The organism is Paenibacillus taiwanensis DSM 18679 (assembly GCF_000425125.1).
In the GTDB taxonomy this organism is placed as follows: Bacteria; Bacillota; Bacilli; order Paenibacillales; family Paenibacillaceae; genus Paenibacillus_B; species Paenibacillus_B taiwanensis.
This window is the reverse complement of record NZ_KE384309.1, coordinates 1-22,840: the sequence shown is the minus strand read 5'-3', so window position 1 is coordinate 22,840 and position 22,840 is coordinate 1. Positions and strand designations below refer to the sequence as shown.

Sequence of the window (22,840 nt, the reverse complement as noted above, 5' to 3'; positions counted from 1 at the left end):
ATGGCGCGCCCTGAGAGATTCGAACTCCCGACCTTTTGATTCGTAGTCAAACACTCTATCCAGCTGAGCTAAGGGCGCATATAATGGAGCGGACAACGGGATTCGAACCCGCGACCCTCGCCTTGGCAAGGCGATACTCTACCACTGAGCTATGTCCGCATATCTTTAAAATTCTCACTCATACGGCGTTATACTCTTTCTTTCTCCGTGTCCCGTTTTGCGAGGACATGATCTAATATATCAGACTAAATATTAAAATGCAAACTTTTTTTCTGATTTTTGCAGTGGTATTTTTTTCTTGCTCTTCATGAATCATCGTGATAAATGGCATAAGCCGTTACCTATTTCGCTTCGTCATCATATCTTTTAATAATTGACTTTGTCATGTGAATTAGCCGCCCCTCTAATAATTGAAAATTTATCCACCTAAAAAGGAGGTGTGCCTTGTGAGCGAATCGTTATTTCTTCATAATATCGGTACCCTTTATGAACCTACTGGCTACGCAAAGGCTAACCGACAACTTGTACTTGAACTGGCGAAGAAAGGGGTACACGTTCGGTTCACGCCGATTCACGCTGAGCAAGTAAGAGTGCCGCTTGATCCCGAAGTGGAAACTTTACTGGGAAACATGTCGCACACCCCGCTGCCCCCCAAACATCCCATGCTGTTCCATTATCCAGCCTACCATTTTGTGAAATCGAGTGCGCAATACACCATTGGGATGACGATGTTCGAATGCAATCGACTTCCCTTCACATGGGCTAGAAGATGCAACATGATGGACGAAATATGGGTGCCATCCACCTTCAATAGAACTACGTTCGCGGAAAGCGGCATCCCGCTGCACAAAATACAAACGATGCCCTATGGTGTTGATTCCGTCCTATTTCAGCCGCGGCCAAACACGATTCCCATTCCGGGGAGAAGACAATATGCGTTCCTTGCAGTCTGTTCTTTTGATGAGCGTAAGGGGATCGAGACGTTAGTATCTGCCTTTTTTGAAGAATTCGATGAATCGGAGGATGTTTGCCTCATTCTAAAAACGAGAGCCTCCAGCGAACAGGAAATTTTACAACAACAGCATTACATTGACCGGATTGCTGTACAAGTAAGTGATCGGCCTCGCCATTCCGTCATTTTATTATCAACGACTGGCAGTTGGTCCGAAGCACAATTGGCAGCGTTATACAATGCTGCTGACAGTTATGTGCTGCCAACAAGAGGAGAAGGCTGGAGCTTAACCGTGATGGAAGCTATGGCATCAGGCTTGCCTGTTATTACGACAAATTGGTCGGCTCATTTGGACTTTATGAACGAGAGCAACAGCTATCTCATCCAAGTACAAGGATTTGTAGCCTCTAATCCAGCGTACCCTCGGCTGTATTGGGCTATCCCTGATAGAAATCATTTGCGCCTGCTTATGCGGCATGTGTACACCCATCCAGAAGAAGCCGCTGCAAAGGCTGACCTCGGAAGACGCATCCTAGTCGAACAGTATACGTGGGAGCAGAGTGCAGCCCGAATGATGAACAGGCTGCAGCACCTGCACAACCTCTAAGATTGGAGGGAAAAATAGAGTGATCAGCTTAATCATCCCTACTATTCATCAGGTCGATTTAGTTCAGCAATGCGTCACTAGTTTCCGTGCAACGATTAACGATTTGCCTAACGAAATTATCGTAGTTGATGATGGCAGCCCACTCCCCGTGCAGCAAGCATTGTCCGCATGGGCAGCAGCGGAGCACATTAGGCTTATCACTCGAACAAGCAACGGCGGGTTCAGCAAAACGGTAAATGAAGGCATTGCGGCTTCAAGCGGCCATTATGTGCTGCTCGCCAACAATGACATCATTTTTCAACAGATGGGTTGGCTGAGCCAGATGCTGCATACGATGAATGCTTCTCCTGACATCGGCATTGTCGGTGCCCGTCTGCTTTATCCGAATCAAACCATTCAACACGCAGGTGTATTCCCTTCCACCAGAGGTTACTTTGATCACCGTTATCGTCATCAGCCTGCTAATTATCCACCTGCATTAGCTATCGAAGACGTAAATGCTGTAACCGGCGCCTTAATGCTTATACGCAAAGAAGTTATCCATACGATTGGTTTACTATCCGATTTATATTTTATTGCCTATGAGGATGTAGACTACTGCTACAGAGCCAAAAAGCAAGGCTGGCGAGTCGTCTATTGTGGGGCAGCCTCGGCTATACATCTTGAAGGGTATACGCGCGGTACAACGAGAGCTAACAAAAACCGGTACTGGCGCCATAAGGAACTGGAGGCCAGAAGGCTGTTTTGGGCAACTTGGAAGGGAGAGCATCTATAGAACATGTCAACTTTAGAAGTTGTATACGTATTGGAGAAGGTTGGGTTATCTGGCGGCATTAAAAATGTGATGGAACAGGTCAATCGATTGCATCAATCTGGTGTTAAAGTGCATTTATTTGCTCTCGATGGTCAACCGACATGGTTTCCACTGCACGTGAAGATTAGAAGCTTTGCAAGCTATGCACTTATGTTTAAAGAATTAAAAGGTATGAGTGCTATCAAAATCGCCACATGGTGGAAGACGCTTCCTGTCGTCTGGAATAGCTGTGATCCTAAACAAGGTGGTCAAGGGGTCCCTTTATATTTGGTACAGGATATTGAAGAAAGCTATTATCCCAATCTGCCCGACATGCAGGAACGAGTCAGGCAGACCTATCGCCTACCTGTCCGCATGCTGACTATTGCTGACTGGACCACCAATGAGCTGCTGCATCGGTTTCGACAGCATGCTACTAACATTTCTATCGCAGTTGACCTCAATATGTTCAAGCCTAATCGCACCCACGACTACGACCCATTCCGCATATTAGCCTGCTCTCGCAAAAGCCAGCATTTAAAAGGGTTCGAGGTTACTGTTCGTGCTGTACAAGGAGTATGCAAATACGTGCCTCAAGCCTCGCTAGTTACTTTTGGCATTGAGCCGCCACGAATAAAGGGCATCTCTAACCTGCATTTTTCGCATCCAACAGATGAGAGCGTGTCTAATTTGTATGCCAACTGTGGTGTGTTTGTACAGACCTCTTATCACGAAGGCTTCGGTCTACCCATTTTGGAGGCAATGGCGTGTGGAGCCCCTGTCGTAACCACAAAAGCAGAGGGAAATGAGGAGTTTTGCAAAAACGGATGGAATTGCATCTTGGTTGATAAAGGTGATGCTACAGGTGTAATGAACGGTATTATCCGTATTTTGCAGGACCAGGAATTTGGCGCGTACATCGCCGCTAACGCTGTGGAAACAGCCCAACAATACAATTGGCCTCGCGTGATGCACAATTTAACGAATGTGTTTAACAGCCTAACACCACAGAAAATCTAATTGTGCGAGCGAGAAACTATACGGGTAACTCCCGACAAGCAAGGGGCAGGTCAAACATATCGTTTCCGCTTACCTAGCCTCTTGCTTATAGGCATGTATAGTACAGTACACCGACACCCTCCTTCATTTCTTATCCGTGTTCAGACAAAATCAGTCCACTCCTAATTAGGGGTAAAGGAGGAATTACGGGTCATGATTCAATTGATTTGGCAAGGCAACATGTTTGATTCGACCGGATATGCCAAGGCATCCAGACAATACGTGCTAGCCTTGCATGAAAGCGGCGTAAATGTAAAGGTTGAAGCCTTTCCGACCCATATGCCGGAAGTCGTGCTACCGCCAGAACAACAGCAAATTCTGAAGCATTTGGTAGCCAAACGTAAAGCGCCAGGCAAAAAAATATATTTATATCACTACATTCCCGATCTGTGGAAACGTAAACTTCAAGCCACGATCGGGTTCACCTATTGGGAAACATCAACTGTTCCAGAAGAATGGGTAGCCGCCTCCAATCAGATGAATGCCCTCTTTCTGCCAAGCTCCAACAACATGGAAGTATTCCGTGCGTCTGGCGTATCTGTTCCGATGTTCCACATTCGGCCATGCCTTCATTACCCGCTTCATGCTTCCCGCCCTGAAGATGTCCCCTCCTACTTGCACCAACTACCTCCTTTCCGTTTTCTCGCTGTATGCTCATGGATTGAACGCAAAGGGTATGATCTGCTGCTCAAAGCATTTATGCAAGAATTTAACGCTGCGGAGCCCGTTTCTTTAATCATCAAAACGGCTGGCAATCATGACATATACAACGTGATTCAGCATATGAAACATTCGGAACGCTTGTCCCATGATCCGGCCCCCATCTATGTAGACTTGCATACACGCAGTGAAATGGAAATGGACGCCTTATACCGCAACTGCCATGTATTTGTACATCCGAGTCGCGGAGAAGGCGTAGGTTACCCCATGCTTGAAGCAGCCGTCAGAGGCTTGCCGATTATTACTACAGGCTGGGGCGGCCACATGGATTTTTTGAACGAGCACAACAGCTATCTCATTCCGTATCAGATGGTTCCTGTCAACCCACAACCTTACTATTACGGCTATAGAAGCAATCAGTTATGGGCAGAAGCCTCCGTCGAGCAATTAAGAGTGCTAATGCGGCAAGTTTTAAACGATTACCAATCCGCTTCTCTTAAAGGTCTAGCAGCCCAACAGGCAGCTACCACCCACTTTACGCCCAAGGCTGCCGCCCAAGATATGATTCAAGCGCTTCAAACGCTGACTGGATATAGCCTGTAGACTGTCTTACTGTGTTGGTGGCTCATAAGTGATCCCGGAAAATACGGCATTCCACAGCAGATCGCTGTGTTCATCCCACTCGGCTGGAAGCTCAAGCCCACATGTATTAGCGAGCGGCCAGCCACAATCGTACACGTCTGATCTGCTGACGGGATTAACCACAAGTAATCGAAACTGGTTGGCTACGCGTGCAGCCAGTGCAGCTTCCAGTTGCGCAGCTTCTTCATAACTGGCGTTCAAACGAAAAAACAATATCATTTGACATTGCTCGGTTTTCTGCAAAAACCGGGCTATTCTGCGTTGTAGTGTGGCATGAAACTCGGGATATTTACGCGTGATTCCTTCCAACTGCTCGCTGACCAAAAAGTCATGTACCGATTGTACTTCATAAAAGCAGTCCTTTACCGAGTAGTTATAATCGTTAAACTCCGTGCCATCCACAACCATATTGTCAGGGTGCATAAAGTTGGCAAACCCATTTCGCAGCAGCTTCGTTAATCCCGCAATCGAATTGGAATACATCCAATCGATGACCCCGCTATACGGCCGCAAGCCATAACGTTCGAGCCGCTGCGCCGGATAACAGTTCGATCCCAAGCTGTAAACCGCATCATATTGTCCCTTTAGCTGAGCCAAATCCATCGTTTTGGTTCGCCCCCTCTTATAAGGGGTGATTAAATGGCGTAAGGTACGTCTCCTGCGCCATTTTACCGCCCCATTTCAGTTCATAATACCGTTCATACAGCGGCCATGTTGTGTCCACGATAAAATTCACATTTGTATCGGACTTGCGGGTCGAACTGCCGTGATGCTCTACAGGCAAGCCCGTAAACACCTCCTCATACCCAGCCAGCCGAAGTCGTCGGTGGTAATCAATGTCGGCAAAATAACTGCTGAACACGGTATCCCAGCCCCCTACCTCATGGATCGCGTTCATATTGTAAGCAGCTAACGCATCAAAATTAGTTAGGGCAAGCCCCCACTTCTTACCGCTTGCTTCCAATTCATCAAGGGCATGCAGAAATGCTTCCGGGGTACCTGGATAAGCCTCTGCATCATTATGCATATAAAAGACCGCATCCGCTTCTTTTTCCCCAGCCAATCGCTGAAACCAATTCATCGATTGCGTAAATGTTAGCGGTACTGGCGGTGTATATACGGTTACTAGCTCAGAGAGCCACACTTGATGCTGTAGTGCCCGCTCAGGCGAATTATCCAGCACAACGGTGTTCTCCCAGTATAAAGGTATACTTTGTATTGCACGCCGGAGCAGATCGATACGGTTGACATACGGAATGCCTACAATATACTGCATGTTACAATAACCCCCTTTATATTTGATTGAGTCTTGCCTTCATTTTACGGGCAGCTTGTTCCCAAGAGTAAGCAGATAAAAGATGTGCAGCCGCTTCTTCACTGCGCTTACGAGCAGTTTCACGGTTGGTGTATACGTATCTCATTAACGAAGCCATATGTTCAAAATCTGGCTCTGCCCACTTAAAATTAAGATAATACGGGCATTTGGCCACTGCCGGAACTAATCGCTTCACCCGAATGGGATATCCTGTATCCTTGTTAAGGAAGTCTGTCTGGGCACTCCAATCGGTGGCAATGGTAGGAATACCGCAAGCCATCGCTTCCAGAATGGGCATACCCCACCCTTCGCCTCTTGACGGAAGCACAAAGCAGTCCGCTGAACGGTATAAGGAACCGAGCTGGTAATCCGGCAGCTCTTGGTTGTATATGAACATAATTTTGCAAACACAATGAGACAAATCGAGCTTGCGCAGCTCCGCGTGCACGTTAATGCCAATATCGGCATTAATGACCTTGCACACAAGCAACACTTCATCATTCCTAAATTCATTTACGTAGGCTTGCAGCAGTTCTAACGGAGCCTTGCGCTCCCCCCATTCAAATACAGATAGAAATGTATAACGATCGGAAAATCGGGAGGCATGGATTTGCGGATTAAAATAGTTAGGATTAACACCAAGTGGCATGACATAGATGGGGACACGTACACCGCTCTCGCGAAATGTCATCAGATTAAACGTTGAAGGAACCCAGACCTCGTTCATACGATTACACTGCTCAACCCAGTCTTGAGGCAATCCGTCTACCTCAAGCATCGTATAGCCGATTTTGTATCGCCCCGTATTTTTAAAGAACACATCTCCTTGACCATAGACTACTTCTGGCGCATTCGCGTCCCTGTGCCGCATACCAAACAAATTAATACGATAATCATTGCCACTGACTGGTTCCATCGCTTGATTAGGTGTTCCTGGCCCATAAACGTACCGATAATGCATCTTCACATGTTGTTCATCCAATGCAATCATCAAATTTCGAGAAGAATTAGCATAACCAGAAGCTACATTGGCAATAGAGTGCCAATTCAGGGCATAGCTGTACTGTGTATCCAAATAAGAGCTCCACTTTTGACGAAACATCACCCGTGATTCCTCAAATAGTTGCGAGAAGTCAACCTGATTCACCTTGGTGGATGTATTTTGCGAATGGGTAAGCGTAACACGTCCGTCGTACACGACACGATATTGATTAGCCCATGCTCGCAAGCAGTAATCTGTATCTTCAAAGTATGCAAAATAGTCCGTATCCAACAGCCCAATCTGTTGTATCATGTCACGTTTCAGGTAGGCGGCAGCAAATACGATGCCCTGAACATCTCTGACCCGCTCATACTGCCCGATATCCTTTTCTAAACCTGCTATTTGCTGGCCCCAACATGTTTCTGCGTATATAAAGGTTCCTGCATGCTGAAGATCTCCCTCTTCACCACACAATCTACACCCGACTATACCAATAGCACTATTTGTATATGCCGTTTCTTGCAGCTTCTCCAGCCAATCCTGCTGCTGAATGATGATATCATTGTTAAGCAGTACAATATCGCTTGCCGGATCACACTTGGATACCGCCAAGTTATTGCCAGCTGGAAAACCAACGTTAATGGGATTGGCGTACCATTTTATCCATGAAATTTGATTCAAATAGGCGAGCGTACCGTCCATGCTCCCGTTATCAAACACAACCACGTCTACCAGAGGATGATCCGCGAGATAAGCTAGCGACTCCAAACAACGCCGCGTGTAGGCAAGGCCATTCCATGTTAAGATAACAATCGAAATTTTACGCTGAAGCACAGGGGAGGCAACCTCTTTTGGTTTGTTGCCAGTGCGGATATTCTCGATTTGAAATTGGCCAAAAGTGAGATTATCACTTAAACAGCGGTCCCGCTCCTCGAGAAGACGCCTGCTTTCTGAGGAAGACATCACGTTGACCAGAACTAAGTATTTATAGGTATGCTTGTGCAATTGCTGGACATAATGAAGGACCTCATCCTCTTCTGCCTCGCGATCGAGCAGTTCATTGTACATCTGTCGAATAAAAGAGCTATCATCCAGATTCAACAACGCCCAAATGCGGTTGTAAATCAATGTACGTTCTCCAATCAAAGAATGAACCGGCTGCTTCGTATAGAGCTGCCTCGCTTCACGGCCCCGAAACAAGCTGACGACGATAGCCATCTTCGACGTCCCTGCGTTAAGCATAGCGGCATACTGAAATCTAGCAGCAATTTCTGCTTCTCTTCTCAGCACTTGCCGATACAGTTCCGCAACGAATTCCTCCCTTTCCAATTGAAACAACTGGTGTAACATTTGGACGAGTTTCAACATCAATCCCTCCATAACTGCGGATTTAAATAGCTGCTTTCTTACAATGTATTGATGGCATGTGTCCTTTGACATCAGCAAATGTCCGCACATGTCGCATTTATTCCACATCCACCATCCTAAACGTATCTCCCGATGAATAACATAAGAGGAAAAGAGTGAGTCATTGATCTTTTACCGAAAGGAGGAACTGTATTGACAGACGTCCGCTATTTGGTTGCTAATCGCTACCTCTTAACGAGCATCCGCCATTCAGAACGCGGATTGCTTATTGAGCCTGTTCACTCCCATTCAGCAGGTCCCGATCAGGAACGATGCATTCCCCACGCCTCCACCTTATATGATATATGCGAAGATGATAAACATTGCATCCATATCGTCTATATAGATCAAGCCGGCAGGCTAATTCATGCTATCGTCCGCCTCCACGATAAGCAAATAGTTTCCAACATGCTGCCGCTTTCCACGGATTGGGATAGCCATACGATCCATACGGTTAAGCTTTGTTGCATTCGTAATACGCTACATTTATTTCTGCTGCGTAATTATGGCTTTATTCATTATGAACTAACAGGCATCCATTGGAGTTCACCCACCACGATTGCAAAAGATTTTGGATGCCGTCACCTCCATCTGGTGCAATCAGCTGACCAATGGATGATCATCGGCATCATGAACAACAGACTAACCTATGAGCTGCACATTTGGCATTACGATGGGCAATCTTTTACTTGGAGCAACCCTTCTCCTGCTCCGCTCGACACTGCATGGTCCGCCGAAGATAACCTTTATATAGAGCCGCGAGTAGACAAAGATGGTGCGCTGTTGCTGTTATGCCTGAGGTTTCTTAAAGGAAAGCTCAACTTTCAGCAGCTTAGGCTTGCCGACGAAACGTTAATTCTGGTGTCAGATAGCTCTTTAATTACACCCATTCGTCAAGTTGAGACCGCCTTTTGCCACCGGAATGATGACCTTATTCATTTGACGTGGATCGCCGAAGGGCATTTGTATCGCATTCACTACAAGTCAAGTGACGGCGGCTTTGGTGCATTACAATCTATTCCAGCGAGCGAGCCTACACGATGGCACATTGTATCGAATCAGGACAACAATTCCCTGCCCTATACGTGTTGGCTGTCCGCTCATCGAGAATGGCTGCCTTCGGACGTGCAGCTTCACTCTTTTCTCGATCTGTACCGTGCAAATACAGATATTGTTGCAAGTGTAACTTACGTGGAGAGTTCGCTAACTACCGTTAAGCAACTGTTAGAAACACACGACAAGCTTCAAAAAGAGATGGACCAGTTGGAGCAACGTATTCAATTTTGTAAACATCAAGCGACACTTAAACAGCATCGTCTTGCAGCCCTGAGCGAGGAACTGGACATACGCGAATCGCTGCTCCGCATCCCTGTACCTGAGCTTGATTTCCCTTACAACGTAGACCTCGATACAAGCACAGACCGTGTCCAATTGCACGGATATAACACCTTTCAAATCGCCCCTCAACTTGCTGTAAGCACGTCTGATTTGGAACAACGATCTCAAACAGAATCTCAACCAAACGATGAGCTTGAGCCTCTTCAAAAGAACGGTGTTCGCCACAAAGTCGTTCATTTGCTCCAACGTATTACAAAGCTAAATCAGTGAGGTGGTCTTATGACGTCAACCAGTTCCTCTATTTATATAGAAGCTATATTTAAGCACGCAGTCGATATCGACTTGGAACTGCGCCGGGTTACCCTATTTGGCAACCTCATGATTCGTAATCTGAGCCGCGAAGCCGTCGAGCATCCGCTAGTTGTCCTCCACATCACACCAACGCGGGCAACACTAAGCGGGAAAATATTGTCTCCTGAGCTGGTGCAAACGTTTGCTGTATACACGAAGGGAGGAAAACAGACGGGCTGGAAATTTGCAGATTCCGATTGGATCAAGCAGTCCAAGCACAACGGCCAATATCGGATTGAATCAATCGAGCCGCTAACTTTGCGTCCAGGTATATGGACGGAGCTCAAAGACTGGCAGGTGGAATACGATTTTGAGCGCATTTCCGAACCCCTTCATATTCAAGGTTGGGTAGAAGTAAACGATCAGCGACATCTCGTCATCAATCCGATCTCCCTAACTTTCGCCCTATAAATGGGTATTTGACTACACAACTTCCTATCGCCCGTCGAATACTGTGAATAAATGGGTATTCCCTTTTCTTTCAGGGAGGAGTATCCGTCAACAGCAATAGGGAGTGAAAAGATGAGACAAATTGTTAAAGATTTTGTAGCGATCTGTGCCGCTTTGCTGCCCATAGAGGAACCTGTATATGAATTTGGCTCCTATCAGGTTCAAGGCCAGGAGGTTTTGGCTGACTTAAGACCCTTATTTCCAGACAAAACATATGTAGGCTGTGATATGCGTCCAGGACCTGGTGTAGATCGTGTGCTGGATCTGCATAACATTGATCTTCCAGATGCCACAGCAGGCTTCGTGCTTTCACTTGACACATTGGAGCACGTCGAAGATCCGCGACTTGCGCTGCAAGAGATCCATCGTATCCTAAAACCCGACGGGATCGTGATTATTAGCTCTGTTATGAATTTTCCCATACATGATCATCCAGCAGACTACTGGAGATTTACTCCACAAGCCTTTGCAAGCATCTTAAAACCGTTTGATGTCGTACTGACCGATTACGCAGGCGAGGAATTGTTCCCGCATACAGTGGTAGGCATTGGCATTAAGGGGGATACAGTTCGACCTGAAATTATCAAAATAGTTCAACATTACTTAAGCGTATGGCGTGACAATAGCTATCATCAGCGTTGATATCACGTTACCCGTTCACTCTGTAGAGCCGCGGAAAAATGGAGGTCGTTACAGCATGATTTATTTCTGGAGTAGCATTGTACATCCGATCCTTAGATATATGAAACCCTCCACCATCATCGAGGTCGGATGTGCCCAAGGCTTAAATACACTTAACTTATTGTCGTATGCCCAATCACATGACAGCAAATTGATCGCCATAGATCCTGCGCCCCAATTTGACGTTACCCTTGTGAAGCAAGTATACGGCCAATCATTTGATTTGAAGGAAGGCTACAGCTTGCAAGTATTACCAGAAATTGAGACGGCAGATGTCGTATTCCTTGACGGTGACCATAACTGGTACACCGTGTATCATGAGTTAAAGTTGCTGGAAAAGCTTGAACGGTTTCCGCTCGTCTTTCTTCATGATACGGAATGGCCTTATGCCCGCAGAGATATGTACTACTTCCCGGAGTCGATTCCTCCTTCCTACCGACATCCTCATGCACGCAAAGGTATCCTCCCAGACATTAATGAGCTAGTTGACGGTGGTCATAACGAATCCGTGTGGAATGCCGCGTATGAAAACGGGCCCAGAAACGGTGTGTTAACGGCTGTTGAAGATTTCTTAGCTGAAACGAAGCTGACATTGCGCCTTCACCGTGCTCACAGCCAGCATGGACTAAGTATTATCATGCCAAATGAGACCGTCCAAGAACGTGAACATAATGACAAGGTCCAACAGATTGTGGCCGCATCAGGTCTATAAATAAACTCCTAATAGAGGTCCTTTTCGTATGTATGACCGCAGTCTGATCCAATGACCTATTTCAATGAAGCGGGCCCAATGACCCGCTTCATTTTCTGTATTAGCTAGCTTAATGTTGTCATTCGCCACCTTCAAAGTGGATATCAATTCGTGTGTGTATAACACGCGTCTGGGGCACTTTGTATGTTTTAGCAGCAGTTTGGGGCGTTAATAACGACTGGAGCATAACCGCTTCCTGTCTCGAAGAGTAGTTCCTCCCCGCCACAAAGCGGCTTGCTTAAGGAGATAATAACGATAAACAGATTGTTGGGGGCATGCTGAGGGATACATTTTCCGTTAAATATTTGAGGAAAATCAATACATACCGTTCTTCTCGGTTTGCACCATTCCACTAATTCTGCACAAAATGTCGTCTGCACTTTCACTTTTTCAATACGTGGACCAAGCGGCTTGTGACCATGTTGTTTCTTGCCGCGCGCACATTGGTGTTGATGATGGCCACATTTGCATTTATCTCGGTTGCATTTACATTTGCCACAAGCACACTTTACTCTGTGACATCGTTGGCAGCTGCAATGGTGATCACATTTAACCTCTTTAATCTCCTCACATTTGTGATACCCATATTTGACTGACCGACATTTATCACATTTACACTTATGGGACTCTTTTTTTTTCGGCTTACACGTTGGACAATCACAATGTTTTTTACGACTGTCATGCCCCTGAATTAAAGCCTGGTTTGTTTCCACCGCACAAGTCGATATTAATTTAGGTTCTGCCAATTTAATTACCAAATTACATAACGGCTGGTTGGTTTCATTTCGAAAAATGAACTGAAGCAAACACTCCCCTTTAGGTAAATCACAGAATCGGAAGCATTTCTGATTCTGTGTAATTGGAATCGACATGTAGCTTCCTCCTTGTCGCTAATCTACTATATAGTATGCCGATGACTCGTTTCTAGTTTGTGTGAATGAATCTATTAATTCATCCAATCACGAGAGACAGCTACGCCATATATTAGTAAGTAGAAGGAGCGCTTCTGTTCCTTCACATGAAGTCAAGGAGGTTATTGATATGCCACTAATTCCTATTCAGCGACTTACAAGTAGCACAACCAATGTAGTCAGTGCTGCTGATCGAGCAACAGCTGTTAGCAACTTATTGTTAGGAGCAGTTCCAAACGTCGTAAATGTAGGCAATGCACCTAAAATATGGCCTCAGCCAAGTAAATTCGATAACGATAACACTATTTTTTCTGCGGCGGCAAATCCACAGTTCGTCTGGACGCAACCTACGTTTGTTCCAGGTGAATCACACGGCTTTGCAGCAGCTTCCATTACAATTCCATTAACCGTAGGTATCGTGAATGACTTTTTAATTGCGTTAACAGTATTTGCTGATAACGCGGTAACTGCACGTATTCAGGCTTACAGCACACTTGGTATCAGCTTATTCCCAGTTCCAGGGCTTGACGTGGACCTGAATGCAGGTTCATTAGATCCATTAACAGGCCTCACAACAGATATTGCACCTCCGTATAACTGGCAAAAAACACGCTTCTATTCAGTTCCAGCATCGTTAGGTCTAATTAGCGTTGCACTAGGCGTCACCTTTGTCTTCTCGTTCCAAGTATCCAACTATTTCACTACAGGTGCTGTTAACACCGCTGGCCTTGCATTTGCAGCCGATATCTACCAAACAGCTTTACTGTAATCTCTTATACCAAAAAAAGGTATACTCCCGCTACTTTAGGGGAAATACCTTTTTTACATAGTTACTTAAATTGATTGCTCTGCCACAATGGCGATACGCTCTGGCACCAATAGGCCATCAATAGGCAAATAACTGCGCATACGCGGTCGTCCGCCCACCACCGATACAATAACATAGGAGCAATCGAACACAACGTGCTCCTGATCGAAGGCGGATGGACGTGCAGACGCTGTTGGATGGGAGTGAAACATCCCTGCCAGCCGCTGGCCAGAACGCTCGATTTCATCAAGCACAATTTCTAGCTCTGCTTCATCCATCGTAAATGAGATCGGACTGCAGTCCCGATTCGTGATCGGCCAGCAGGTTTCCACTATATCTCCTGTTGCCGACAGTAAGCCGCACGCTTCATTTGGAAGCTGAGCTTTACAATAGCCAGTAAGTTCGCGATATAATTCTAGCGTTATCCTAATCAAGTGGCAATCCCCTACTTATCATCATTATGCTTGCGAGTAAGTATATTAAATCGGTTTTGGTTGACCACACGCTGCTCCTTTTTCTGTGCTAACGTCATTTGATTCACATAACTCATAAACTTAGCCTCAGGCTCTCCCATCTTCGGAGTAGAACTTACTGCATCACTGTGCGCCTTTAGCATAGAGAAAATAGAGTTGGACTGGGCTCTCTGTCTAGTTGCTGTACCAGCTTGAGCTTGCTCTGTCTCATCAATCCCTTTTTGTATAGGCTCACTTTTCCCCTGCTTGATCGCTTCTTTTGGATAACCGCCTGCTGCTGCTCTTGGCAAGCCCGGGACAAAAATCGCTTCATCTTCTTCTGCCACCCTATCCGACCTAACAGGTGCATCAGACTTTTTAGGCATCGGGCTTGGATTCTGATTCTGATTCGGAATTGGATTCGGTTTCGAGTTCGTTTTATCCACTACGTTATGTTCCGTAACTGGTTCCTCCGAATCAGCTTCTATCTGCCTCTCAGCACTGCTTGTCGCAACGATCGACGCCATCCCTGAAGCAGAAGCCAGAAGTTTCTTCTCGTCTTCCCTCCCAACTGCACAATCCTCATCAGGCTCCATATACACTTCAGACAATTCGAGAGTATCTCCCGCCTCGATGTGCTTTCTTCCATCCTCTACATCATGAAGCGGTAATTTCGCATCTGGCAGCACACTCTCTACCTGCGCTTCAGGTACGTAAACCATCGCACGGATCGCACGGATAATCTCTATAATTGGCTTCTCAGTATATAGTGAAATCATTGCTTTGGTGATACTTTGTGCGAGCTGACCAAGTTGAAATACAGACAAGGGCTCGACATTGCCACAATTCAGTAATACCGTAGGTATGGGCTTATTGGACATGGCTAATATCGAGCTCATCATGTTTTTCCAATTTAATTGCACGCCACGGACAGCTACTTCATTTGTCGCTGCTAAATGGTCCATCAGCAACTGTGCTAGCGGCTTGCTCCATTTCATTTGTTCAAATGAAAAACTGGCAGACCATTCCTCCTGCAGCGGCTCATACTGAAATGTAATCCATGATATCGGATAATGGTCACTTAGCTGCTTTACTACTGTACGTCTATCTTCGTCACGTTTAACAAATAGAACTGAAAATCCTGTCTCTTCCAGCAATTTTGCAGTTTGAGACAACAACGCTGTTAATTCCGAATGACTTGATTCGAATACAACTTGGTGACCTTGTATAGGATGAGTAATGTCTAATATGTTATGGGCTTGGTCGAGCTTAAACGCAAACATATGCTCTCCCAGTAATTGAACAACATCTGACAACTGTGAATCACGTAATTCACGTATTTCATTTCCATTCACTCGAATATGCACCCTTATCCCCTCCGCACTTATCAGTCCTACACGTTTATCGTATGTGACGATTTGCGTTTGGTTCCATGTGATTAGACAAATGCTGTAGATGAAGCTGCTGATTCAGTTCCATCTCTGTTTCATCCAAATGACACAGTTGCTCCTCAAGCTTCTTTAGCGTCCACATTGCTTGTTCTTTCTGCGCATACAATTTGCTTATGTCTGCTTGTAAAGTGGTCGCCTGCTGGATTACATAGTCGGATATTTGCTCCATCTCCTGATGTATGCCGCAAAGCAATTGCTCAGGCAAGAGCTTTCCCTTTAAGGTAACAAAAGGATAAATGATGTCCTGCCAGCCTAAAGGTCTGAAATACGGCGCGCTAGTGCCAAGAACCTCATACGGGAACACAAATTCACCTGTCGTACATGTAGTTTGTACGAATTGCATAGCGCTGTTTGCGCCATGTACCACTTCGTGATATGAACTCCATTGCTTCCCTTTATCCGTCGTGACAGCATACACCATGCGTCCTGTATCACTTACATACGCTAACAACAGGGCATCCTGCGCATGCATGAAGCAAGGCCTTGGCAATTCGCCGTCGTAGCCGATATATATGGAAGGCGTTCCTTCAACGGTCGACGCATTCTTATAGTAATAATGCAGCGCATGCTGATGACGAATGCTCCATGCCACATATGTGTCACCGGAAGCATCTGAATGCATTGCAATCATCCCGAGCGTATGCTGTGCTCTGGCTTCGAACAGCAACTGCCAGTCTGCTTGCTGGTCACGCAGCTTGATCTGCATCCCAACGAGCACTGCCGTCTCAGTAGTTGGCTGATAGAAATGAAACATACCATGTAGTTGCTGCCCTCGACCAATCGTATAAACCGCTTGTTTCAAAAGCCCCTCTGCACAGCCAGTAACTTCACGCGGGAACATGTAGCTTTGCTCACGCCATACTCCTTTACGATAGGAGCGCAGCATAAAAGTAGCCGTCTCAAGCGTCTTAACCACATATCCGAAATACATCGTCTCATTATGTAGAAATAAATACGGTGCGAACGTATTTACATGCGAATCGATTCTGACTTCCTGTCCTCGCATTGCATGTCGTCGTACATAATAAACGCCACTCCCTGTCAGCAGCAGCATATGCAGCTCATCAGCCAAGGGCAGCATACTCGATTCCTTGATTCCCCCTTGTGTTTCCCACTCGATAAAGGCTGGTGCAGCTTGTATTTGATGCACGGCATGCTTGATAATACCCGTTGGACTCAAGTCAAACCAACGGTACTCCGACTGCACTTGAACAAATGCTTGTTGCCCCATCGAATCCCTCCAAAAATAAAGTCTTGGGGTTCCGTCACCTTTTTGCATGCTCCCCATAGTATGTAATTGAGTTTGATATTTACAAAGGAGGCTTGAAACATTAATGGAGAGCAAATTGGTCCAAGGTCAACAGATCCCCGAATATTTGCCTTTACCCTCTTTGGAGTGCATAGAGGTTCCTAAAATATTCGACTGGGTGCTGAAAGTGACCCAAATTGTCGACGAGTCGACTGTCGACCCAGCATTGTGCTTACCATTGCCGTCCTCGTTCCGTATTGAAGTAAGAGTTATTGATGTCGATTGCTTTGAAAAACCAGGTTCCACAAGAGAAAACGTCGTCGTCACTGTAGGAACGACTCCTGTTACACTGCAACGTGTTGTCATGAAGAAGGTCGGAACGTACGAAGTTACGATCATTGACACGTCAGTTATTCCCAACGTCGTACACTGCAGATATACGAAAAACTTCGTACGCTTCGAGAAAGTATTACTTTGCGCGCCTCCGGGAACCGTTATCGACTGCCACATCGTTACGGATGCGACGCGCATTGAAGTGCTCGATATCGTTGACAACACATTCGTTAATGTCGACATCGTGATTTGCCAAAGCATTCAAGTAAAAGCCAATGTCAAGCTGATGGTTGAAGCTGAGCTGTGCCAACCTCGTGCAGAGATTCCTATCCCAGAGAATCCTTGCGTGGTCACGTTCCCGCCTCAATGCCCAGACATATTCCCTGGCGCACCATATCCATTCCCTTGATTGTTCCTATTTACCAATTGTACAGAGCGTTTGGGGTGGTGGAACAACCATCCCTTTTTTTTATCTATGATGAACTGACTTTTGCCAGTGGGAGGCCGTTATGAGAATATACTACATTACCTCAGGATATCGGAGACCTATTGATATACTAGACAATGCCTGCATTAAAGCATTGCTAGGTGCCGGTTATCATACGGACTACTTTCTGTTGAACCGTAAGCCGACGGCTCACCTGCTTCCCGACATTCAACGATGCTCCCCAGACCTTGTCATTACGATCTGCGGTCCCAAGTCACATCTGCCCGTTGCGTTAGTCGCGCAAATCAAATCGTTGGGGATTCCAACAGTTGCATGGTTTGTAGATGACCCTTATACGATTGACTATGCCCTAGAAGTCGCTGCTGCTTACGATTATGTGTTCACTATTGATTCGGGCTGCATTCCCTTCTATCAGGCAAGGGGCTGCCGTCATGTGCTGCACCTGCCACTTGGAACAGACATTGATATATTTCGTCCGTATGCGGTGCACCCTTCTTATGAAACAGATGTGTGCTTTATCGGAACAGGGTATGACAATCGGATTGCCTTCATGAAAGAGCTGCTGCAACATGTAGATCGTCAGGTGCGCGTGCAATTAATTGGTCATTTCTGGGATCATGCAGACTGGTCAAAGGGGTGTACCCCCCATATTCGAAGCAAGTGGATTAATTTTACGGAGACTCCTCGTTACTATAACGGAGCTAAAATTGTACTTAACATACATCGGAGCGAATCAGACACTTACCTGGACAAAAACCATACGGGTGCACCAGCCCACTCCATCAATAACAGAACGTTTGATATAGCAGCCTGCCGAGCGTTTCAGCTTATTGATTTCCGGCCTGATTTGGCAAGTTATTATGAACCGGATGTAGATGTAGGCTGCTTTGAATCTCCCCGAGAAGGTGCGGAATTGCTTCAGCGTTATTTACATGATATTGAAACCAGACAAACGATGGCACAGCGGGCTTACGAGCGCACAGTTGACACCTGTACGTTTCGCCATCGGATAGAGCAGATGTTGTCTGTCATCGTTCCCGCAAGTCACTGCTAATCTTTATTCCTGAGGTATCATATGCTAGAAGGAACTTGCTAGAGACTGTCGATTGTCCACTCCGCTCCGAAATGGTTGCTTGAACGTATAATCCACAAGGGGTATGCACATGCTTACCCCTTCACAAAAGATTCCATAATGCCAGCAGCCCCTGCAACGGCTAGAATAAGCAGAATCGGGACGGCAATCAGGTTAGGCACAAACAAATAAATGCTCACAATAACTGCCGCCGCCCAAATACCCGTGCACCAATAGCATGTTAACAACTTACGCATAAAGATGTGAAATTTACTCCCTTTGCCCTCGATGACCGCCATCAAAGCCCCCTTCTCATCTTTAACGATCTTTTCCTCCAGAAAGGGCTTACGGATAAAAGAGGTAATCTCATCAAATACAATTAATCTTGTTAAACGATAACTAGCCAAAAAAAGTACAATAAACGTCATCACATTCAGGCTCCACATAACGGACCTCCCTTTTCGGATCTACTGCATCCTCTGGATGTTCTGTTTGTACTGGTTGCACTGGATACTAGGTGTTCTGGTTGTACTGGATGTTGGCAATAGTGTATGACAGTCCCGCAGCGACTAGAACGAAAACGCCACTGTTTCAATCCTTCGCAAATATACATATACTAACTGTGCCTGCAACGGCAGCTAGTAGCATGAAATGCTGAATCCACGGGGGGTTAGAGATATGGCGGGGATCATGATTGTTCAGAGCAAGGAGCACTTGGAACAAATTATTGCGCAAACGGATATAACACCTTTATTTTTGTATAAACATAGCAGTCAATGTGGATCAAGCCGCGTCGCACATGCAAGCCTTAATCAATTCATAAACAAGTACGGAAATATAGCAGCACAATTTCAACTCTATGTCATCCGTGTGATCGAAGAAAAGCCACTTTCGGACTATGTAACAGCTACATTTAACGTCCCACATTTTTCTCCTCAAATATTGTTGATTGCCAATCGGTCGGTTCGATGGAAGGCAACCCATCAACAAATTAATGTCGCTAACCTGCGTAATGTTGCCCTTCATCATTTACAATCGGTTAATGGCACTGGTGATACGCCATGAAGTCTTCTTTTACATTAACGTTATGTATCATTATTAAAGATGGCGGAAGCGGCTTATCTGACACGATCATGTCGGCTGCACATTATATTGATGAGCTTATTCTCGTAGATAATTCCACGCGACATTTGACTTTTTCGATCGCTAACGCTTATAATGCAACCTTGCTGCGCATGCCGCCTCCATTTTCCTATCCTGAAGCATTACAGGCAGCTGTTAAGGAAGCTTCTTGTGATTGGATATTGCTGCTGGACGAAGGGGACCGCATTGAACCATCTAGCCCCACAAGCTTATCTCTGCTCCATTCTCAACCCGCAGCAACCTCATTTTGCTGCAAACGTATTACTTCAGAACCCGATCATAGTGTTACTGCTGAAACGGTATCGGTACTTTTTCAAAATTCGCCGCATCTCCACCGTCAATTGTCTTTCCTTACACAAGCTCCACTGCACAGTGATGCTGCCGAGAATCGAACGCAACTGCGCCCCTTCACCATCTATCGCAGCGTATCGCTTGCACAATTGCAATTACAGGTAGATCAAATGAAACAGCAAACTTCTCACCCAGACCTGCCGTATTGGGCTGCGATGTTACAGTATTACAAAGGTGAATACTTCCTAGCGATTGATGCACTCCTTAAAGCCCTTCCGCTGATGGTCAAAGATTCCATCTATACAAGCCACGCAAGAGTCCGTCTAGCCCAGAGCTACTTATTAATGCAGCAGTTTGAACCTTGTTTAGAAGCAGTAGAGCAAGCACTACTGCTTGACCCCGATTACCCTGATCTGCATTACGTCCGCGGTGCAGCTTACCTTGGCTTGGAGCAATGGGATGCAGCAGCAGCGGCCCTTTTGCAATGTGCAGCTTCATGCAGCATGACTCATTACTATATTTCAGACTGTGACATTGATCCTATTGCATGCTATCGCTTAGCGGCTTCTTGTTACAATCGCAACCAGGCCGTCGAAAATATGATGGAGCTAATGGACTTGGTGCTCTCGAATTGTACTCTGTCTGCTAAATGAGGAGATAGTATGACTTTCCAAAACCAAAAGGCTGGCTTATAAGCAATTACTCGCTTACAGGCCAGCCGCTACACTTTTTATGCGCCTTACATAATAGATTGTCTTATACGATTCACATTAGGTTCACATTACATAAGCACTGACTATATACAGCAGCCATAAATGCAGCGGATAAAAGATATAAAACATATATTTTGCGGCCGTACTGTTGTTCCCCCGTTTCCCGTTGTATAACAGCAAAAATGGCAGTGCAAATACCATCATCCACTGCGGATCATTGATCATAAGCTGCTCATAGTTAAATAAATTCGCTTCCCCTCCCAACCCTATCGTTATAAGTAATACGGTAGTCGTATAGAAAATAGCAAGCAGCCATTTGCGCTCTCGGCAAAAATAAAACACAAGCGTACAAATGACACCATATAGCGAAGCTTCTGTATACATCACGCTGACGGCAGATGCTACAACGGCTAGCAACAACCCGATAACGACCCGATCCATGCTGCCTTGCTTCATCCAGTCCAAGCCGATCATAAGTACAACACCTAATCCTAACGATAAAAATATGTTGTTGCTCAGCATCCCAAGCTCAGAATAAACTAAGCTTAGCAGATAGGAGCCCCCTGACATGATCGATGCCCACATCATAATACGAGATAAATATTTCAAGCGGCTGCTCGTATAAAAGAATCCTTCCACAAGGAAGAAAAAGAAAATCGGTGCAACAATACGTCCTGGGTAGTTCATATAAATACCCATCTCCCCATAATGAAGCGGCAGAAGTATATTGATATGATCCACCACCATTAGCAGCATAGCCATCATTTTTAACCAAAATGCACTCATCCCAAATCGTTGTTCCGTATGCTCCATTATAAACCTCCATATGTGACAATTATTCCGATCCCTATTGTAGCAGTCACCACAAATGGTCTGAATTGATGGACATGACAACGGTCTTACATTATTGAAAGAGAGCGTTCTATCGAATCAACAAAATTAACGAACATTTAACCTGTAGACGCAAAAAAGCCTTTAAGCTTATGCTTAAAGGCTATCATGTCATACACTGGTGAGCCATGAAGGACTCGAACCTTCGACACCCTGATTAAAAGTCAGGTGCTCTACCAACTGAGCTAATGGCTCTTAGTGGTGACCCGTAGGGGATTCGAACCCCTGTTACCTCCGTGAAAGGGAGGTGTCTTAACCCCTTGACCAACGGGCCTAACTAAGTATTTAAATGGCGGAGCTGACGGGATTCGAACCCGCGGTCTCCTGCGTGACAGGCAGGCATGTTAGGCCTCTACACCACAGCTCCACGATTTATTTGGTTGCGGGGGCAGGATTTGAACCTACGACCTTCGGGTTATGAGCCCGACGAGCTACCGAACTGCTCCACCCCGCGATAATATATGGTGGACGCTGACGGGATCGAACCGCCGACCCTCTGCTTGTAAGGCAGATGCTCTCCCAGCTGAGCTAAGCGTCCATATAATGTACATCTAAATCTATTGTCGTTCCCACTTCGATACATAGGTTGTACGAATGGTGGACACTAACGGGTTCGAACCGCTGACCCCTACCCTGTCAAGATAGTGCTCTCCCAGCTGAGCTAAGTGTCCTTATGGTGACCCGTAGGGGATTCGAACCCCTGTTACCTCCGTGAAAGGGAGGTGTCTTAACCCCTTGACCAACGGGCCATGCTACTGGCGGAGAGAGGGGGATTCGAACCCCCGAGACGCTTGTGGCGCCTACACGATTTCCAATCGTGCTCCTTCGACCAAACTCGGACATCTCTCCATATGGCTCCCCGAACAGGACTCGAACCTGTGACAACTCGATTAACAGTCGAGTGCTCTACCAACTGAGCTATCAGGGAATAATATATATCATATATTGTCATAACACGCGACTCTTGCAAAGGCACGAGTCGCACAGTTACGACATATACTGCTTGGCAACGTCCTACTCTCCCAGGACCCTGCGGTCCAAGTACCATCGGCGCTGGAGGGCTTAACGGTCGTGTTCGGGATGGGTACGC

General features: G+C 46.0%; 21 protein-coding genes, 11 tRNA genes and 1 rRNA gene. 13 read left to right on the top strand and 20 right to left on the bottom strand.

Going from position 1 to position 22,840, the window contains the following annotated elements:
• Position 1: 1 nt before the first annotated feature.
• A tRNA-Arg gene (locus H509_RS0120995) sits at positions 2-78 on the bottom strand.
• 6 nt (positions 79-84) lie between these two features.
• Positions 85-159: transfer RNA gene (locus H509_RS0120990), tRNA-Gly, on the bottom strand.
• Between the two features lie 287 nt (positions 160-446).
• On the opposite strand from H509_RS0120990, the gene H509_RS0120985 reads away from it, so the two are divergent.
• The 4 genes from H509_RS0120985 to H509_RS0120970 all read left to right on the top strand — a co-directional run bounded on the left by H509_RS0120985 (position 447) and on the right by H509_RS0120970 (position 4,674).
• Positions 447-1,559 (top strand): glycosyltransferase family 4 protein, encoded by a 1,113-nt coding sequence (locus H509_RS0120985; protein ID WP_028546807.1) that lies wholly within the window; start codon positions 447-449, stop codon positions 1,557-1,559.
• A 19-nt stretch (positions 1,560-1,578) separates the two neighbouring features.
• On the top strand, positions 1,579-2,334 hold the full coding sequence (locus H509_RS0120980) for a glycosyltransferase family 2 protein (RefSeq protein ID WP_028546806.1): 756 nt from the start codon (positions 1,579-1,581) through the stop codon (positions 2,332-2,334).
• Positions 2,335-2,337: 3 nt separating this feature from the next.
• On the top strand, positions 2,338-3,372 hold the full coding sequence (locus H509_RS0120975; protein ID WP_028546805.1) for a glycosyltransferase family 4 protein: 1,035 nt from the start codon (positions 2,338-2,340) through the stop codon (positions 3,370-3,372).
• Positions 3,373-3,564: 192 nt separating this feature from the next.
• On the top strand, positions 3,565-4,674 hold the full coding sequence (locus tag H509_RS0120970) for a glycosyltransferase family 4 protein (RefSeq protein WP_028546804.1): 1,110 nt from the start codon (positions 3,565-3,567) through the stop codon (positions 4,672-4,674).
• Between the two features lie 6 nt (positions 4,675-4,680).
• On the opposite strand, the gene H509_RS0120965 is transcribed toward H509_RS0120970, so the two are convergent.
• The 3 genes from H509_RS0120965 to H509_RS0120955 are packed head-to-tail and all read right to left on the bottom strand — an operon-like array spanning position 4,681 to position 8,378.
• Positions 4,681-5,316, bottom strand: coding sequence for a DUF1796 family putative cysteine peptidase (locus H509_RS0120965; protein ID WP_028546803.1), 636 nt, complete (start codon positions 5,314-5,316; stop codon positions 4,681-4,683).
• 19 nt (positions 5,317-5,335) lie between these two features.
• The gene (locus H509_RS0120960) at positions 5,336-5,989 is read right to left on the bottom strand and encodes a glycosyltransferase family 2 protein (RefSeq protein WP_028546802.1); all 654 of its coding nucleotides are present in this window, start codon (positions 5,987-5,989) and stop codon (positions 5,336-5,338) included.
• Positions 5,990-6,005: 16 nt separating this feature from the next.
• Complete coding sequence (locus tag H509_RS0120955) at positions 6,006-8,378, bottom strand: DUF4214 domain-containing protein (RefSeq protein WP_245596221.1); 2,373 nt, start codon at positions 8,376-8,378, stop codon at positions 6,006-6,008.
• A gap of 192 nt (positions 8,379-8,570) precedes the next feature.
• Between H509_RS0120955 and H509_RS0120950 the strand changes: the two genes are divergently transcribed.
• The 5 genes from H509_RS0120950 to H509_RS0120925 all read left to right on the top strand — a co-directional run bounded on the left by H509_RS0120950 (position 8,571) and on the right by H509_RS0120925 (position 13,668).
• Positions 8,571-10,025 (top strand): hypothetical protein, encoded by a 1,455-nt coding sequence (locus H509_RS0120950; RefSeq protein WP_028546800.1) that lies wholly within the window; start codon positions 8,571-8,573, stop codon positions 10,023-10,025.
• Between the two features lie 9 nt (positions 10,026-10,034).
• The gene (locus H509_RS0120945) at positions 10,035-10,517 is read left to right on the top strand and encodes a hypothetical protein (RefSeq protein ID WP_028546799.1); all 483 of its coding nucleotides are present in this window, start codon (positions 10,035-10,037) and stop codon (positions 10,515-10,517) included.
• A gap of 111 nt (positions 10,518-10,628) precedes the next feature.
• Positions 10,629-11,198 carry a class I SAM-dependent methyltransferase gene (locus tag H509_RS0120940; protein WP_028546798.1) on the top strand — a complete coding sequence of 190 codons (570 nt, stop codon included), beginning with the start codon at positions 10,629-10,631 and terminating at the stop codon, positions 11,196-11,198.
• A gap of 100 nt (positions 11,199-11,298) precedes the next feature.
• Positions 11,299-11,949 carry a class I SAM-dependent methyltransferase gene (locus H509_RS0120935; protein ID WP_245596220.1) on the top strand — a complete coding sequence of 217 codons (651 nt, stop codon included), beginning with the start codon at positions 11,299-11,301 and terminating at the stop codon, positions 11,947-11,949.
• Positions 11,950-13,029: 1,080 nt separating this feature from the next.
• The gene (locus tag H509_RS0120925) at positions 13,030-13,668 is read left to right on the top strand and encodes a hypothetical protein (RefSeq protein ID WP_028546795.1); all 639 of its coding nucleotides are present in this window, start codon (positions 13,030-13,032) and stop codon (positions 13,666-13,668) included.
• 65 nt (positions 13,669-13,733) lie between these two features.
• Here the strand turns inward: H509_RS0120925 and H509_RS0120920 are convergent, their stop codons facing one another.
• From H509_RS0120920 to H509_RS0120910, 3 genes are read right to left on the bottom strand one after another with little or no spacing between them, the layout of a single operon-like run.
• Positions 13,734-14,141: a M67 family metallopeptidase gene (locus H509_RS0120920; RefSeq protein ID WP_028546794.1), complete on the bottom strand. Its 408-nt coding sequence runs from the start codon at positions 14,139-14,141 to the stop codon at positions 13,734-13,736.
• Between the two features lie 11 nt (positions 14,142-14,152).
• On the bottom strand, positions 14,153-15,526 hold the full coding sequence (locus H509_RS0120915; RefSeq protein WP_028546793.1) for a hypothetical protein: 1,374 nt from the start codon (positions 15,524-15,526) through the stop codon (positions 14,153-14,155).
• A 34-nt stretch (positions 15,527-15,560) separates the two neighbouring features.
• Positions 15,561-16,841 carry a hypothetical protein gene (locus tag H509_RS0120910; RefSeq protein WP_028546792.1) on the bottom strand — a complete coding sequence of 427 codons (1,281 nt, stop codon included), beginning with the start codon at positions 16,839-16,841 and terminating at the stop codon, positions 15,561-15,563.
• Between the two features lie 103 nt (positions 16,842-16,944).
• Here H509_RS0120910 and H509_RS0120905 point away from each other — a divergent pair, with 103 nt between their 5' ends.
• Complete coding sequence (locus tag H509_RS0120905) at positions 16,945-17,601, top strand: BMQ_0737 family morphogenetic spore coat protein (RefSeq protein WP_028546791.1); 657 nt, start codon at positions 16,945-16,947, stop codon at positions 17,599-17,601.
• Between the two features lie 100 nt (positions 17,602-17,701).
• The gene (locus H509_RS0120900; RefSeq protein WP_028546790.1) at positions 17,702-18,694 is read left to right on the top strand and encodes a CgeB family protein; all 993 of its coding nucleotides are present in this window, start codon (positions 17,702-17,704) and stop codon (positions 18,692-18,694) included.
• 113 nt (positions 18,695-18,807) lie between these two features.
• Here the strand turns inward: H509_RS0120900 and H509_RS0120895 are convergent, their stop codons facing one another.
• A complete protein-coding gene (locus H509_RS0120895) occupies positions 18,808-19,158 on the bottom strand; it encodes a DUF1360 domain-containing protein (RefSeq protein ID WP_028546789.1) in 351 nt (116 codons plus the stop codon).
• A gap of 232 nt (positions 19,159-19,390) precedes the next feature.
• On the opposite strand from H509_RS0120895, the gene ytxJ reads away from it, so the two are divergent.
• Both ytxJ and H509_RS0120885 read left to right on the top strand, forming a co-directional pair.
• Complete coding sequence (gene ytxJ, locus H509_RS0120890) at positions 19,391-19,777, top strand: bacillithiol system redox-active protein YtxJ (RefSeq protein ID WP_028546788.1); 387 nt, start codon at positions 19,391-19,393, stop codon at positions 19,775-19,777.
• On the top strand, positions 19,774-20,799 hold the full coding sequence (locus H509_RS0120885) for a glycosyltransferase (protein WP_028546787.1): 1,026 nt from the start codon (positions 19,774-19,776) through the stop codon (positions 20,797-20,799). Before ytxJ ends, H509_RS0120885 begins: the two co-directional genes overlap by 4 nt.
• Before the next feature lie 123 nt (positions 20,800-20,922).
• Here H509_RS0120885 and H509_RS0120880 read toward each other — a convergent pair whose 3' ends face one another.
• The 11 genes from H509_RS0120880 to rrf form a co-directional block, all read right to left on the bottom strand.
• Positions 20,923-21,672 carry a TraX family protein gene (locus tag H509_RS0120880; protein WP_245596219.1) on the bottom strand — a complete coding sequence of 250 codons (750 nt, stop codon included), beginning with the start codon at positions 21,670-21,672 and terminating at the stop codon, positions 20,923-20,925.
• 197 nt (positions 21,673-21,869) lie between these two features.
• Positions 21,870-21,945, bottom strand: a tRNA-Lys gene (locus H509_RS0120875).
• A 4-nt stretch (positions 21,946-21,949) separates the two neighbouring features.
• Positions 21,950-22,024 (bottom strand) — tRNA-Glu (locus H509_RS0120870).
• 16 nt (positions 22,025-22,040) lie between these two features.
• Positions 22,041-22,117 (bottom strand) — tRNA-Asp (locus tag H509_RS0120865).
• Positions 22,118-22,127: 10 nt separating this feature from the next.
• Positions 22,128-22,204, bottom strand: a tRNA-Met gene (locus H509_RS0120860).
• Positions 22,205-22,212: 8 nt separating this feature from the next.
• Positions 22,213-22,288, bottom strand: a tRNA-Val gene (locus H509_RS0120855).
• 57 nt (positions 22,289-22,345) lie between these two features.
• Positions 22,346-22,421 (bottom strand) — tRNA-Val (locus H509_RS0120850).
• Positions 22,422-22,424: 3 nt separating this feature from the next.
• A tRNA-Glu gene (locus H509_RS0120845) sits at positions 22,425-22,499 on the bottom strand.
• A gap of 7 nt (positions 22,500-22,506) precedes the next feature.
• Positions 22,507-22,599: transfer RNA gene (locus H509_RS0120840), tRNA-Ser, on the bottom strand.
• A 3-nt stretch (positions 22,600-22,602) separates the two neighbouring features.
• Positions 22,603-22,678, bottom strand: a tRNA-Asn gene (locus H509_RS0120835).
• Between the two features lie 73 nt (positions 22,679-22,751).
• Positions 22,752-22,840 (bottom strand): 5S ribosomal RNA (rrf, locus tag H509_RS26935); the annotation flags it as partial.